Here is a 12,652-nt window from a genome sequence, read left to right as displayed (position 1 = left end):
ATGACAAAGCCCATAGATCTTTTTTACTGGCCCACGCCCAACGGATGGAAGATCACCATCGCGCTGGAGGAGATGGGCCTGCCCTACACCGTGCATCTCATCGATATCGGGAAGGGCGATCAGTTTGAGCCTGACTTTCTGAAGATCGCGCCCAACAACCGGATGCCCGCGATCACCGATCCCGACGGGCCCGACGGCGCGCCGATCTCGATCTTCGAAAGCGGCGCGATCCTGCAATATCTCGCGCGGAAGACCGGCCAGTTCTGCGGCCGGACGGAACGCGAACGGATCGCCGTCGACCAGTGGCTGATGTGGCAGATGGGCGGGGTCGGGCCAATGGCCGGGCAGGCGCATCATTTCCTCAAATACGCCCCCAGGATGGAACCGCCCCAGGTGCTGCCCTATGCGCAGGACCGCTACCGCAACGAGGTGGCGCGGCTCTATGGCGTGCTCGACCGGCAACTTGCGGAAAACCGCTTCGTCGCGGGCGATTTCTATTCGATCGCCGACATGGCGATCTGGGGCTGGTGCATCGGCTGGGAAGGGCAGGAACAGACACTCGAGGACAAGCCGCATTTCGCCCGCTGGCTGGACGAGGTGGGCGCCCGGCCCGCCGTGATCGCCGGGCGTGCCGTGGCCGACGACCTGCGCAACCGGAAGAAGACGCGGGAAGAAGAGCTGAAATCCCAGGAGGTGATGTTCGGCTTCCGGCGCTGAGCTCGCGCTCAACCTGCGCTAGGGCTTTCTTAACCAGTTTCCCGCTAGTCGTGCCCCGGGGGGTTCCGCCCCGGGACGACGGCCATGTTCAAACATCGGGCGCCGCGGCGCGCCGTCAGACGGGATTTCAGGCTCGAGACGCCGGCAGGCGCGCTGCCGGCGGTGATGCGCAACGTCTCTGCGACCGGCATGCTGGTCGAGGCAGAAGGGTTCTTCAGCCCGGGCGACCGGGTGTCCTTCGGCCTTATGGGGCAGCGCATCGCCGCGCGTGTGGTCTCCGTCCACCGCGGCTGTGTGTCGATCGCGTTTCTGAAGCATCTGTCGGAACGGGAAATCCGGATGCTCGTTCAGGGCTGAGGCGCCGGCACGTCGGCCTGATAGATCCGGCGCTGCCGCTCCAGCACCTCGAGCATCCGGGGGATCTCCCCGGGGTCGAGCCGCCCGTGACCTTCAAGGAAACCCGCGATATCGCGGCCGGAATAACGCCCGATCAGCCTGCCGTCCCGCAGGAACAGATCGAAATGGGCAAGGTCGTTGGCGCTGCCGTGGCAGATGCTGCATTTGCGGTGAAACAGCCGGTCCGACAGGCCGATCTCGCGCAGGAATGGCACGATCACGGCAATCTCTTCCGGGTCCAGGCGGCCGTGGCCATCTTCGAGAAGGCTCTGAACCGCATCGCCCGTGGCGCGCCCTCTCTGCGTGCCGTCGACGAATTCGAGGTTCTCTTCCACGAAGGCTCCGGCATGGGGCGCGTGGCATCGGGCGCAGGCCGTCTCATAGATCGTATGGGGGTTGAGGTTCTGTGCGACCCCCGCGACGGGGATGAGGAAGAGAAAGACCATCAGGGACAGGACAGGCAACCGGGGCATGGCGCTTCGCTCCGAACCGGCAACTGGACGGGCAGATATCGATGCCAGTCTACATCCGTTCCCGCGGAGGCGCCTTGATGTCGCGCAATCGGGGGCGCTGCCCCCGCCGCCCTGCGGTCGGCCCCCCGGGATATTTGCGGCCACATGAAGCGGAGGTGCTGTCAATCGCAGTCCGCGTAATCCGATGCCCGGCAGCGTTCCGCCCGCGCCTTTGCCCGCGCGATATCCTCGGCGACCATGAAGCCTGAGAGGACGTCTGAAGAGGTCGCTCCCGCCGTACTCCCGTTCTCGCTTGCGATGGCGAGCCACATCAGCGCGGTTTCGAAATCCTTCGCCACACCGGTGCCATAGGCGTATTTCTCGCCCAGAAGGTATTGCGCATCCGGGTCACCCAGCCGCGCCACCGCACCATAGAGGCGCGCGGCTTCCGTCTGATCCACGGCCACGCCATCGCCGGTGTCGAACATGATCGCCATGTTGTAGAGCGCCGCGGTATTGCCCTGCGCCCCCGCCTTCCGGTACCAGCGCAGCGCCGCGTCGTTATCCTCGGGCACGCCATGCCCGATATCGAAGATCCAGCCCATCTGGTATTGCGCGGCATCGTCGCCCTGCAGGGCCGCCTCGCGATACCAGCGCCGCGCTTCCTCCGGGTCTGCGTCCGTGCCTTCCCCATGATCGTACATCAGCGCGAGGTTGAACTGCGCATCCGCATCCCCCTGTAGCGCAGCCTCGCGATACCAGCGCAGGGCTTCCGCATCGTCGACGGGCCCGCCTTCGCCCTCGTCATGCATGAGCGCCAGGTTATACTGCGCCCCCACATGCCCCGCTTCGGCAGCCACGCGGTAAATCCGGCGCGCTTCGGCATCATCGACAGGCCCGCCCTCGCCGGTGTCGTGCATGATCGCGAGGTTGTACTGCGCCCCCGCATCACCCTGTTCTGCGGCCGCGAGATACCAGCCCCGCGCCTCCGCGTCGTTCTCCGTCACACCAAGCCCGTGGGCGTAGTGATAGCCCATCGCGAACTGTGCCTCGGCAAGGCCCTGCTCGGCGGCGGCACGGTACCAGCGCACCGCGTTCGCGTCGCTTTGCGGAATGCCCTCACCCCTGGCATACATGTTTCCGGTTTCGTACTGCGCCGTGGCGTAGCCCTGATCCGCCGCGCTCCAGGTCAGTTCAAAGGCGCGCGAAAGATCGCGCTCCACGCCCTCGCCATGATAGTAAAGCGCCCCGAGATTGGATTGCGCGACCGGATCGCCCTGTTCCGCGGCCATGCGATACCAGCGCGCCGCCTCCGCATCGTCCTCCGCCACGCCTTCGCCCGTGGCGTAGAAGACGCCAAGGTTGTTCTGCGCCGCCGCATTGCCCTGCTCCGCGGCGCGCCGGTACCAGAGCGCGGCCTCTTCATCGGTTTCCGCCACGCCCTTGCCGGTATCAAGCATCCAGGCGAGTTCGAACTGCGCCTCGGCATCCCCGCTTTGCGCCAGAAGCAGCCAGCCTTCGAAATCCGCCTGCCCCTCCTCGCCCAGGGCGCGCCCGTGGCCGTCATGGGCATCGCGGGCCAGGGCGGGGACTGCGACAAGAACGGCTGCGATGCTCAGCGCCAGAACGGCAGGCCTTCGGATCATGCGGGTGCCCTGGAACGGTCGTCTCACCGTCAGCATAGCACGCCAGCGGCAGGGCCGCGCCAGAGGCCGGCTAGTCGTCCATCTCGATGTGTTTCTGCAGCGCCATGATCTGCCCCCAGAGGAACAGGAACAGGATCGCCGGAAAGGCGAAAGTCTCGATCTTCACCCAGGCATCGGTCGACATCGTGCGCCACACCACCTCGTTCCCGATCGCAAGCCCCGAAAACAGGGCCGTCAGCCGGCGGGTCAGGATCATCCAGCCTTCCTGCGCCATGGGCAGGAACTCCCCCATTACCCATTGAAGATAGCTTTTCCCCTGCAGAAGCCCGATCCCCAGAAGCCCCGCGAAGACGCCATAGACGATCGTCGTCTTCATCTTGAAGAAACGCTCGTCGTTGAACCACACCGTCAACCCGCCGAAGATCACCACGAGGACGGCGGTGAACACCTGCATGCGCGACAGCTTGCCGGTCAGTTTCCAGAGGATCGCGATGGACGCGAGCAGGACCGGCACGAACCCCGCGGCGGCGACGATGAACCCGTCATACTCGGTGCCGCCGATCGAATAGGTCTCGTCGCGCACGTAAAGATAGACGGCGAAGAAAAGAAGCGGCGGTCCGAGTTCGAGCACCTGCTTCAAGCCTGGATTGATCTCGCGTTCCGCCATATCCGCCGCCTTCCTATCCGCCCGCCTCAACTATCACCGCCCCGGCGGCAATCAAGCCCATCAGCGCAAGACGCCGCGGCCCCACCTTCTCGCCGAAAAAGAGATAGGCGATGCCCGCGGCGAACACCGTCGAGGTTTCGCGTAAGACAGCGGCCTCGCCCACCTTGTCGAGCCGCGTGGCCAGCATGATCGATCCGAAGGACAGAAACGCCACGATCCCCCCGGTGAAACCGCGCAGAAGAAGCGGCGGCAGGGTGGGGCGGTCGGCCATCCTCCGCCACCGCAGTGCCGCGACGACCGGGAACAGAAGCCCGTCGATGAAGAAGAACCACGCGAGGAAGGTGAAGGGATCGGCCGCCGCCCGGATGCCATAGGCGTCATAGGTCGTGTAAAGCGCGACGAACCCGCCCGTGGCGACGGCCAGCATCAGCGCCCGCGGCATCGTTTCCCGCGCCACGGTGGTATGGGCGAGGTTGTAGGCGGCCAGCCCGAAGATCCCCCCCATCAGCACCAGGACCCCCAGCCATTGCAGCGGCTGAAACCGCTCTCCGAAGACGATCCAGGCGCCGATCACCGCAAAGAACGGCCCCGTCCCGCGCACCACCGGGTAGACAACCGTGTAGGCCCCGTACACATAGGTGTAGCCCTGCAGTATCTTGTATCCGGTATGGATCACGAAGGCCCCAGCCAGGATCGGCCACAGATGCGGTGCGGGCCAAGGCACGACGAACAGGGCGAAGGGCATCGCCATCAGCCCATAGGCCCCGTCGATCGCCCCGCGGCTCAGCCAGGGATCGTGCCGCCCCTTCTGCAGCGCGCCGAAGACCGCGTGCAGGATCGCGGCGAGAATGGCGAGGGCCAGTGCGAGGCTCCGCCCCGCCTCTGTCCCTTCGAGCGAAACGATCCAGGCGCTCATCGCGCGCCCGCGCCCGCGTCAGCCATCGAGGCCCGTCAGGGCGGCGGCGAACTCCTCCGGATCGAAGGGCGCAAGGTCGTCGATCTGCTCGCCCACCCCGATCGCGTGGATCGGCAGGCCGAACTTGTCGGCCAGCGCCACCAGAACCCCGCCCTTCGCGGTGCCGTCAAGCTTCGTCATCACCAGGCCCGAGACATCGGCGATGCTCTGGAAGATCTCCACCTGGCTCACGGCGTTCTGCCCCGTGGTCGCGTCGAGCACCAGAAGCGTGTTGTGCGGCGCGTCCGGGTCCTTCTTGCGGATCACCCGTACGATCTTGGCCAGCTCCTCCATCAGGTCGGCCCGGTTCTGAAGCCGCCCGGCGGTGTCGATCATCAGAAGATCGGCGCCCTCGGCCTCGGCCCGCGTCATCGCGTCGAAGGCAAGGCTCGCCGGGTCCGAACCCTCGGGCGCGGTCATCACCGGCACGCCGGCGCGCTCGCCCCAGACCTGAAGCTGCTCGACGGCGGCGGCGCGGAACGTGTCGCCCGCCGCGATCACAACGCGCTTCCCGGCGGCGCGGAACTGGCTCGCCAGCTTGCCGATCGTCGTCGTCTTGCCCGATCCGTTCACGCCGACGACCAGCACGACCTGCGGGGTCTTGGGATAAAGCGGCAGGGGGCGCGCCACCGGCTCCATGATCCGGGCGATCTCGCCGGCCAGAAGCTCCTTCAACTCCCGCGTCGACAGTTTCCGCCCCATCCGCCCTTCGGCGATGTTCGCCGTCACCCGCAGCGCGGTGTCCACACCCATATCGGCGGTGATCAGAAGCTCCTCGATGCTTTCCAGCATCTCGTCATCCAGCGCCCGGCGCATGACCGGCTCGGCCTTGCCGCGCCCCAGCATGCGGCCGAGGAAACCCGGCCGGCGGCCCTCGGGCGCTTCGGGGATCTCGAACGGCACGGGTGCAGCCGGGGCGGGCGGCGGCGGCACCAGTTCGGGCGCGGGGCCCGAAGGGATCTCCGCGGGTGCAGGTTCGGGCCCCGGCATCGGTGTGGGCGGAACCTCCTCGGGCATCGGCTCCGGTGCGGGCGGCGCGGTCGGAATCTCGGGCTCCGGCGCCTCGGGCAGGGGCTCGGGCTCCGGCTCGGGCGGCTGCGGAACCGGTTCGGGTTCGGGCTCGGGCTGCGGCTCCGGCGCGGGCGCGGGCTCCGGCTCCGGCACGGGCACCTCGCGGGGCGGCTCCGCCTCCACCGCGCCCCCATCCTGCACGATCGCATCCAGCCCCTCGTCGATCTTCGACGAGGATTTGAACAACCGCTCCTTCAGCTTCGAGAAAAACGCCATGCGCGGGGCCTCCACCACTGGCCCCGGACTTAATCCCTTCCGGCGCGGGTGAAAACCCTCCGCCGCCCCTTCATTTTGGCGGAAATACTCCGGGGGGCCGACCGGAGGGAGGCGGGGGCGGCGCCCCCTCCGCCCTGTCAGATTTCGTCCGCGAAATGCTTCATCGTCAGCCGGATCGGGTTCGGCGCCGCCTGGCCCAGCCCGCAGATCGAAGCATCGGCCATCGCCTGGCACAGCTCTTCCAGAAGCCCCTGGTCCCAGCGATCCGCCTGCATCAGCTTCACCGCCTTCTCGCAGCCCACCCGGCAGGGCGTGCACTGGCCGCAGCTTTCGTCCTCGAAGAACCTCAGCATGTTGAGCGCGGCGGCCTTCGCGCTGTCCTTATCCGACAGAACGACGACGGCGGCCGACCCGATGAAGGAGCCAAGCGGCTGCAACGTGTTGAAATCGAGCGGCACATCATCGATCGAGGCCGGCAGCAGGCCGGACGAGGGGCCGCCCGGCTGATAGGCCTTGAACGCATGGCCGTCCGCCATGCCGCCCGCCGCCTCGATGACATCGCAGATCGTCGAACCGGCGGGCAGTAGGTAGACCCCCGGCTTCGCCACCCGCCCGGAAACGGAATAGCTGCGAAGGCCCTTGCGCCCGTTCTTCTCGGTCCCGCTCAGAACCTCGGGCCCTTCGCGGCACACCCGCGCGACCCAGTACAGGGTTTCGACATTGTGCACGAGCGTCGGGCGCCCGAAGACCCCGACTTCCGCCACGAATGGCGGCCGGTGGCGCGGCAGCCCCCGTTTGCCTTCGATCGATTCGATCATCGCGCTTTCTTCGCCGCAGATATAGGCCCCGGCCCCGCGCCTCAGGTCGATGAAGCCGGGGGGGACGATCCCCGCCGTCTCGAGTGCGGCGATCTCCCTGGCCAGGATCGACAGCACCGCGGGGTATTCGTCGCGCATGTACAGAAACACGCGCTCCGCCTCCACAGCCCAGGCCGCGATCAGCATGCCTTCGAGGAAAAGATGCGGCCTGCGTTCCAGGTAATAGCGGTCCTTGAACGTGCCCGGCTCGCCCTCGTCGCCATTGACGGCGAGATATCGGGGGCCGGCATGGGCGCGCACGAAGCCCCATTTCTTTCCCGACGGAAAGCCCGCGCCGCCAAGCCCGCGCAATCCGCTCTCCAGAATCTTGTCCTGCACCGCCTCCCAGTCGCCCGAGGCCCGCAAGTCGGCAAGCGTCCCATAGCCCCCTGCGCCCTCGTAGGCGGCAAGATCCTCGTAGCCGGGGATGACGGCATGCGTTTCGCCTGCGGCGATCGCCTCCCTCACGCGGTCGGGCGTCGCATGGTCGATATGGTGATGGCCCAGTTCGCAGACCGGCGCCGTGTCGCAGCGTCCCATGCAGGGTGCGCGCACGACCCGCACCTCCGCGGGATCGAGCCCGTCCTCCAGCGCCGCCTTCAATGCTTCCGCCCCGGCCAGTTCGCAGGACAGCGAATCGCAGACCCGGATCGTCAGCGCAGGCGGCGGCGCCTCGCCTTCCTTCACGAGGTCGAAATGGGCGTAGAAGCTCGCCACCTCCCAGATCTCGGCCTGCGCCATCCGCATTTCCTCGGCAAGGGCACGCATATGTGCCGCCGACAGGTGCCCATGGGCATCCTGGATCAGGTGCAGATGCTCAATCAGCAGGTCGCGCCGCCTTGGCCGGTCGCCCAGAAGCGCCCGCACCTCCTCCAGCGCGGCGTCGTCAAGCTGGCGGCCCTTCGGCGTCGCCCGCCCGCGCCCCTTCCCGGATTTCCAGACGCCCTGCCGGCCCTTGCTGTCCTCGTCGAGGGCCATACGCCCCTCCCGTTCCGTCGCGTGTTTCGCCGCAGACTTTACGCGGAAGCGACAGCCGGAACAGGCCAAAACCGACACCGGACAGGCAGGATGCGCAATCGCGACCACGCCTCTGGCCTGCCGCCCCGGCCTGTGACAGGATTTCCGCCATGGGACTCATGCGCATCATATCCCTCTCCGGCTTCTTCGCCGTCGCCCTCGCGGGCGGCGCATCGGCTGAAGGCCCGCTCTCGGCAGAGGAATTCGAGGCCTATACCACCGGCAAGACCCTCACCTACAGCGCCCTGGGAGAGGATTTCGGGATCGAGGAATACCTCGAAGACCGCCGCGTGCGCTGGTCCTTCCTCGACGGCGAATGCCAGGACGGCGCCTGGTATCCGGCGGGCGAGATGATCTGTTTCGTCTACGACGATCTTCCCGGCACACAATGCTGGACGTTCTATCGCGAAACCGGCGGGCTTCGGGCGCTGTTCATGAACGACCCCGAACAAACCGAACTGTACGAAACCCGCACCAGCGACGCGCCGATGCTCTGCCTCGGGCCGAAAATCGGGGTCTGAGCCTGAAACGCGCGACGGCCCGGGCGGCTACCCGGCATGAAAAGACCACCGTGCGACCATCGGCTCGTCACACTGGAACGGGATGACAGGTGCCGTGCCGGGCTGCAATCCAAGCCAGGCGCAGGCAATTCGGATGGCATATCCATGCGGCTAGAGGCAGCCCTCGACAGAAGGGCAAACCACCTGACGCTTATCCGCGTGCTCGCCGCAGTCGCGGTGCTCGTCAGCCATTCCTGGACGCTGACCCTTGGCCCGGGAACGCCGGAGCCGCTGTCGGGTCTATTCGGGATGTCGCTCGGCAGCGTTTCGGTCCTCGTGTTCTTCGGGATCTCGGGGGTCCTCATACCAATGAGCCTTGAGCGAGCCGAAACGCTTGCCATCTGGGCGCGGGCGAGAATTCTGCGCATCTTCCCGGCGCTTTTCTGTGTCGCGCTGCTGACCGCCCTTGTCCTTGGCCCTCTTTTCACCACTGAAGAGATCGGCGCCTATTTCGGGTCTACAGCCCCTGTGCGCTACGTCCTCAACGTGGCGACGCTTGCCAAGGTGAACACTGCGCTGCCCGGCGTCTTCGAGGCGGCGACCCCGGCGCCTCATGTGAACGGGTCGCTCTGGACGCTGCCATACGAGGTGGGGTGCTACCTTCTGGTGGCCTTGCTCGGCACGGCCGGTCTTTTCCGGCGGCAAACCGGGGTTTTAGCCGTTGCCGCTCTGCTCGCCGTCACGGCCTTCGCAGTTTGGCAGCGCAAGGCTCTTGGCCTCAGCTACACCTCTTTGGGCCATTTCCTGAACTTTGCGCTTCCGTTCCTGACCGGCACCCTGTTTTACCTGCTGCGCCGCCGCATATTGCTGAACTGGAAACCAGCCCTGGTGCTGCTGGGCCTCACCTGGGCCGCGCTGGGTACGGATTTCCTGCGCCCGATGCTCTCCGTCACACTGGTCTATTGGGTCTTATGGATCGGTCTTGTCCCACAGGGGTCACTTCTGGCCTACAACCGGCTCGGCGACTATTCCTACGGAACATACATCTACGCCTTCCCGATCCAGCAAACCGTGGCGCAGGTCATGCCTGGCATTTCGCCCGTTGCGGCCATTGCCGTGGCACTGCCGATCACGCTCTGTTTCGCGGTGCTGTCGTGGTTGCTTGTGGAACGCCCGGCGCTCAGGTTGAAGCGGCGACACGCTCCGGCTCCGGCCGCACCGGTGATGACTGCGGGTTGACGGCGTTCGAGGCGTAACGCGTTTCGGTGAAAGGGTCCGCGGCGGCTTCACGCCGGTTCCGAGTGCCGGCGGAGCGTGGCCCGCCGCCTGGGGGCCGCCGCACCTTGCCCTCCTCTATCTCGATTCCGGCCCACAGGGCGGCAAGCCTCGAAACCGAAGGGCGTGCCCCTACGGAGCGGCACCTACCCCCCGGGTCGCTCCCGCAGGCACATGTGCCTCGTCGGCGACAATCCCCGCTACGGCATATCCCACACCCACACCTGACGCCGCCACAAGGAGTTCCGGGCGGGTCGGCAGAGCGGCATCACCCGGCACCCGCGCCCAGGCGGCCGCCGCGCCGCGCCCGCCTATGCCCCGGTTCAGCCCCGCAAGGGGAAGGCCCCGAGACCCGCGTTCGGGACGCACAGGGGGGGATCACTCCGGCCAGAGAACTTCGGGCAACTCCGTCAGCCCGGGACGCGCGAACAGATACCCCTGCATCAGCGTGATCCCCATGTCCCGCAGTACCGCGAAATCCCCTGCCGTTTCGATCCCTTCGGCCACGATTGCAATTCCAAGATCCTGCAACATCCGCACCATGTGCCCGACGATCGTACGCTGCACCGCGTTCTCCGCGACCCCCTGCACCAGCGCCATGTCGAGCTTCACGATATCGGGCTGAAACCGCGCCAGAAGGCCGAGGCCCGAATGCCCCGCACCGAAATCGTCGGTCGCTGTCTTGAACCCGAGTTGGCGGTAGGTGGTCAGGATATTCAGAAGATGATCCGGGTCGAGCCGCTCGCTCTCCGTGAATTCGAACAGGATCCGTTCGGTCGGAAAGCCCGTTCGCCGTGCGGTGTCGAGCGTCAGGCGAATGCAGGCGCGCGGCTCGTAGATCGCGTTCGGCAGAAAGTTGATCGACAGATACGCACCGGTTTCCGACAGTCCCACCTCTGTTGCCCGCTCGATCGCGGTGACGCGGCAGCGCTGGTCGAAGGCATAGAGGTTGCGGTCGTCGACCCGCGACAGGATCGCGCCCGTGCCTTCGCCATCGACGCCGCGCACCATCGCCTCGTAGGCGAAAACCCTGTGTTTCGCCATGTCGACGATCGGCTGAAATGCCACCGTAATGTTGAAGTCGAGGGCCGCGCCGTCGCGGCAGCCCTGGCATTTCTTCACGGTCGTCATGCCATCCGCCCGGATCCAGATCACTTGGATGATGGGTCTAGGGCAAAGGCGTAAACGTGGCGTTGACGGTGCCCGTTCAGAACAGCGAGCCCTGGTCTCCCGGTTCCTCCGGCTCGTCCTTGGCTTTCCGCCGTGGTGGTGCGCCCGGGCCAGGCCGCATCCGCCCGTCCTGAAACTGGATTTCGAGGTTCTGCGCTGCCTCCGCCGCTGCCGCCGTCGTCACCAGCGCCGTGCCGTCCCACACCAGCGCATAGCCCCGCGCCAGCGTCTGCTCATAGCCAAGCGACAGGCGGATCCGGTCGAGGGCGACAAGCGTTTCGCGCTTCCGTTCCCGTCCGCGTGCCGCCGCCGCGCCGGCCCGCGCCCAGGCCTCCGACAGCCGCTGATCGGTCTCGGCAAGCCGTCGGCGCCGGTCCTGCAATGTCCGGCGCAGGCCCGCGTCAAGCTCTGCAAAGGCCCGCCGCCGGTCCGCCGTCGCCCGTCTCAGCGCCGGGGCCAGCCGGTCGCCCCGGGCCTGAAGCGTGGCCCGCCGCGCCTCTGTCCGCGCCGACAGAAGTGCTGGCGACAGGTTCGCCGCCGCCCGTGTCAGCGCCGCGCGGCGATCCTGCACAAGGCTGCGAAGCCCCGCCTTCAGCCCGCTTTCCGCCATGTCGAGCCGCTGTTTCGGCCCATCCAGCAACGTTTCCAGCCGCGGCAGGCCCCGCGCCAGGTCTCGCAGCCTCTGGCCCCGCGTCTCGATCCGCTCGGCCATCCGCGACGACAGCCGCGCGCCCTGCTGGTCGACCCATCCCAGAAGATCGAGCCGCACGGGCACGGCCATTTCCGCAGCCGCCGTGGGGGTGGGCGCCCGCTGGTCCGATACGTAATCGATCAGCGTCGTATCGGTCTCGTGCCCCACGGCGGAAATCAGCGGGATGTCCGAGGCCGCGGCGGCCCGCGCCACGATCTCCTCGTTGAAGGCCCACAGATCCTCGATCGATCCGCCGCCCCGCGCGACGATCAGCACATCGGGCCGGGGCAGCGCGCCCCCCGGGCTCAGACGGTTGAACCCTTCGATCGCCCGCGCCACCTCGCCGGCCGCAGCCTGGCCCTGCACGGCCACGGGCCAGACCAGCACCTTCCTCGGAAACCGGTCCCTCAGCCGGTGCAGGATATCGCGGATCACCGCGCCCGAGGGCGAGGTCACCACGCCGATGATCTCGGGCAGATAGGGCAGGGGCCGCTTCCGGCCCTCGTCGAACAACCCTTCTGCGGCCAGCTTCTTCTTGCGCTGTTCGAGCATCGCCATCAGCGCGCCCACGCCCGCCACCTGCACGTCGTCGACATTCAGCTGGTATTTCGACTGGCTGCCGAAGGTCGTGAGCCGCCCGGTGGCGACGACCTCCATCCCTTCCTCGGGCCGGACGGACAGAGCGGCCACCTGTCCCTTCCAGCTGACGGCCGCCAGAACGCTGCGATCGTCCTTCAGGTCGAAATAGAGGTGGCCCGAGCGCGCCACGAACACGCGCCCCACCTCGCCCTTCACGCGCACCCGGCCGAATTCGCCCTCGATCACCCGTTTGACGGCGCCCGAGATCTCGGAGACGGAATACTCATGGGCGTTCTGCCCGGGGCTCGGGTCGTCGATCAGGTCGGACAAGGGGCACTCCGCATCAGGTGTGCGGCGAGACTAGGTGAGGCGGCTCTCGGCGACAACGGGGGACCTGGGGCTCTGCCCCAGACCCCGGAGTATTTTGGCCAAAATGAAGCGGA

General features: G+C 67.0%; 13 protein-coding genes. 4 read left to right on the top strand and 9 right to left on the bottom strand.

The genetic code is table 11. From position 1 onward, the window contains the following. Together RXV90_RS05850 and RXV90_RS05845 are read left to right on the top strand one after the other, a co-directional pair. Nucleotides 1–717: a glutathione S-transferase N-terminal domain-containing protein gene (locus RXV90_RS05850; RefSeq protein ID WP_316647505.1), complete on the top strand. Its 717-nt coding sequence runs from the start codon at nt 1–3 to the stop codon at nt 715–717. 84 nt (nt 718–801) lie between these two features. Next, on the top strand, nt 802–1,074 hold the full coding sequence (locus RXV90_RS05845; protein WP_316647503.1) for a PilZ domain-containing protein: 273 nt from the start codon (nt 802–804) through the stop codon (nt 1,072–1,074). On the opposite strand, the gene RXV90_RS05840 is transcribed toward RXV90_RS05845, so the two are convergent. The 6 genes from RXV90_RS05840 to RXV90_RS05815 all read right to left on the bottom strand — a co-directional run bounded on the left by RXV90_RS05840 (nt 1,065) and on the right by RXV90_RS05815 (nt 7,955). Beyond that, nucleotides 1,065–1,586: a hypothetical protein gene (locus RXV90_RS05840; protein WP_316647501.1), complete on the bottom strand. Its 522-nt coding sequence runs from the start codon at nt 1,584–1,586 to the stop codon at nt 1,065–1,067. The two genes, RXV90_RS05845 and RXV90_RS05840, sit on opposite strands and share 10 nt — an antisense overlap. A 161-nt stretch (nt 1,587–1,747) precedes the next feature. Next, on the bottom strand, nt 1,748–3,211 hold the full coding sequence (locus RXV90_RS05835) for an SEL1-like repeat protein (RefSeq protein ID WP_316647499.1): 1,464 nt from the start codon (nt 3,209–3,211) through the stop codon (nt 1,748–1,750). Between the two features lie 70 nt (nt 3,212–3,281). Next, the gene (locus tag RXV90_RS05830; protein ID WP_316647497.1) at nt 3,282–3,878 is read right to left on the bottom strand and encodes an inner membrane-spanning protein YciB; all 597 of its coding nucleotides are present in this window, start codon (nt 3,876–3,878) and stop codon (nt 3,282–3,284) included. A 13-nt stretch (nt 3,879–3,891) separates the two neighbouring features. Then, complete coding sequence (locus tag RXV90_RS05825; protein WP_316647495.1) at nt 3,892–4,794, bottom strand: DMT family transporter; 903 nt, start codon at nt 4,792–4,794, stop codon at nt 3,892–3,894. 18 nt (nt 4,795–4,812) lie between these two features. Further along, nucleotides 4,813–6,120 carry a signal recognition particle-docking protein FtsY gene (gene ftsY, locus RXV90_RS05820; RefSeq protein ID WP_316647493.1) on the bottom strand — a complete coding sequence of 436 codons (1,308 nt, stop codon included), beginning with the start codon at nt 6,118–6,120 and terminating at the stop codon, nt 4,813–4,815. Nucleotides 6,121–6,257: 137 nt separating this feature from the next. After that, nucleotides 6,258–7,955, bottom strand: a complete 1,698-nt coding sequence (locus RXV90_RS05815; RefSeq protein WP_316647492.1) for an NAD(P)H-dependent oxidoreductase subunit E — start codon at nt 7,953–7,955, stop codon at nt 6,258–6,260. A gap of 149 nt (nt 7,956–8,104) precedes the next feature. On the opposite strand from RXV90_RS05815, the gene RXV90_RS05810 reads away from it, so the two are divergent. Together RXV90_RS05810 and RXV90_RS05805 are read left to right on the top strand one after the other, a co-directional pair. Then, nucleotides 8,105–8,515, top strand: a complete 411-nt coding sequence (locus RXV90_RS05810) for a hypothetical protein (protein ID WP_316647490.1) — start codon at nt 8,105–8,107, stop codon at nt 8,513–8,515. A 36-nt stretch (nt 8,516–8,551) separates the two neighbouring features. Continuing rightward, nucleotides 8,552–9,733, top strand: coding sequence for an acyltransferase family protein (locus RXV90_RS05805; protein ID WP_316647488.1), 1,182 nt, complete (start codon nt 8,552–8,554; stop codon nt 9,731–9,733). A gap of 168 nt (nt 9,734–9,901) precedes the next feature. Here the strand turns inward: RXV90_RS05805 and RXV90_RS05800 are convergent, their stop codons facing one another. From RXV90_RS05800 to xseA, 3 genes are all read right to left on the bottom strand, one after another. Continuing rightward, nucleotides 9,902–10,138 (bottom strand): hypothetical protein, encoded by a 237-nt coding sequence (locus RXV90_RS05800; protein WP_316647486.1) that lies wholly within the window; start codon nt 10,136–10,138, stop codon nt 9,902–9,904. 9 nt (nt 10,139–10,147) lie between these two features. Beyond that, a complete protein-coding gene (locus tag RXV90_RS05795; RefSeq protein WP_316647485.1) occupies nt 10,148–10,900 on the bottom strand; it encodes an EAL domain-containing protein in 753 nt (250 codons plus the stop codon). A 76-nt stretch (nt 10,901–10,976) separates the two neighbouring features. After that, nucleotides 10,977–12,539, bottom strand: a complete 1,563-nt coding sequence (gene xseA, locus RXV90_RS05790; RefSeq protein WP_316647483.1) for an exodeoxyribonuclease VII large subunit — start codon at nt 12,537–12,539, stop codon at nt 10,977–10,979. Between the last annotated feature and the right edge of the window lie 113 nt (nt 12,540–12,652).

The sequence above is a fragment of the Ovoidimarina sediminis genome (genome assembly GCF_032586175.1).
In the GTDB taxonomy this organism is placed as follows: domain Bacteria; phylum Pseudomonadota; class Alphaproteobacteria; order Rhodobacterales; family Rhodobacteraceae; genus Ovoidimarina; species Ovoidimarina sediminis.
This window is presented reverse-complemented; position numbering and strand designations above follow the sequence as displayed.

Excerpts from the sequence above, each read along its gene's own strand:
- RXV90_RS05850 (WP_316647505.1), top strand. The coding sequence starts at position 1 with ATGACAAAGCCCATAGATCTTTTTTACTGGCCCACGCCCAACGGATGG.
- RXV90_RS05845 (WP_316647503.1), top strand. The coding sequence starts at position 802 with ATGTTCAAACATCGGGCGCCGCGGCGCGCCGTCAGACGGGATTTCAGG.
- RXV90_RS05840 (WP_316647501.1), bottom strand. The coding sequence starts at position 1,586 with ATGCCCCGGTTGCCTGTCCTGTCCCTGATGGTCTTTCTCTTCCTCATC.
- RXV90_RS05835 (WP_316647499.1), bottom strand. The coding sequence starts at position 3,211 with ATGATCCGAAGGCCTGCCGTTCTGGCGCTGAGCATCGCAGCCGTTCTT.
- RXV90_RS05830 (WP_316647497.1), bottom strand. The coding sequence starts at position 3,878 with ATGGCGGAACGCGAGATCAATCCAGGCTTGAAGCAGGTGCTCGAACTC.
- RXV90_RS05825 (WP_316647495.1), bottom strand. The coding sequence starts at position 4,794 with ATGAGCGCCTGGATCGTTTCGCTCGAAGGGACAGAGGCGGGGCGGAGC.
- ftsY (WP_316647493.1), bottom strand. The coding sequence starts at position 6,120 with ATGGCGTTTTTCTCGAAGCTGAAGGAGCGGTTGTTCAAATCCTCGTCG.
- RXV90_RS05815 (WP_316647492.1), bottom strand. The coding sequence starts at position 7,955 with ATGGCCCTCGACGAGGACAGCAAGGGCCGGCAGGGCGTCTGGAAATCC.
- RXV90_RS05810 (WP_316647490.1), top strand. The coding sequence starts at position 8,105 with ATGGGACTCATGCGCATCATATCCCTCTCCGGCTTCTTCGCCGTCGCC.
- RXV90_RS05805 (WP_316647488.1), top strand. The coding sequence starts at position 8,552 with ATGAAAAGACCACCGTGCGACCATCGGCTCGTCACACTGGAACGGGAT.
- RXV90_RS05795 (WP_316647485.1), bottom strand. The coding sequence starts at position 10,900 with ATGACGACCGTGAAGAAATGCCAGGGCTGCCGCGACGGCGCGGCCCTC.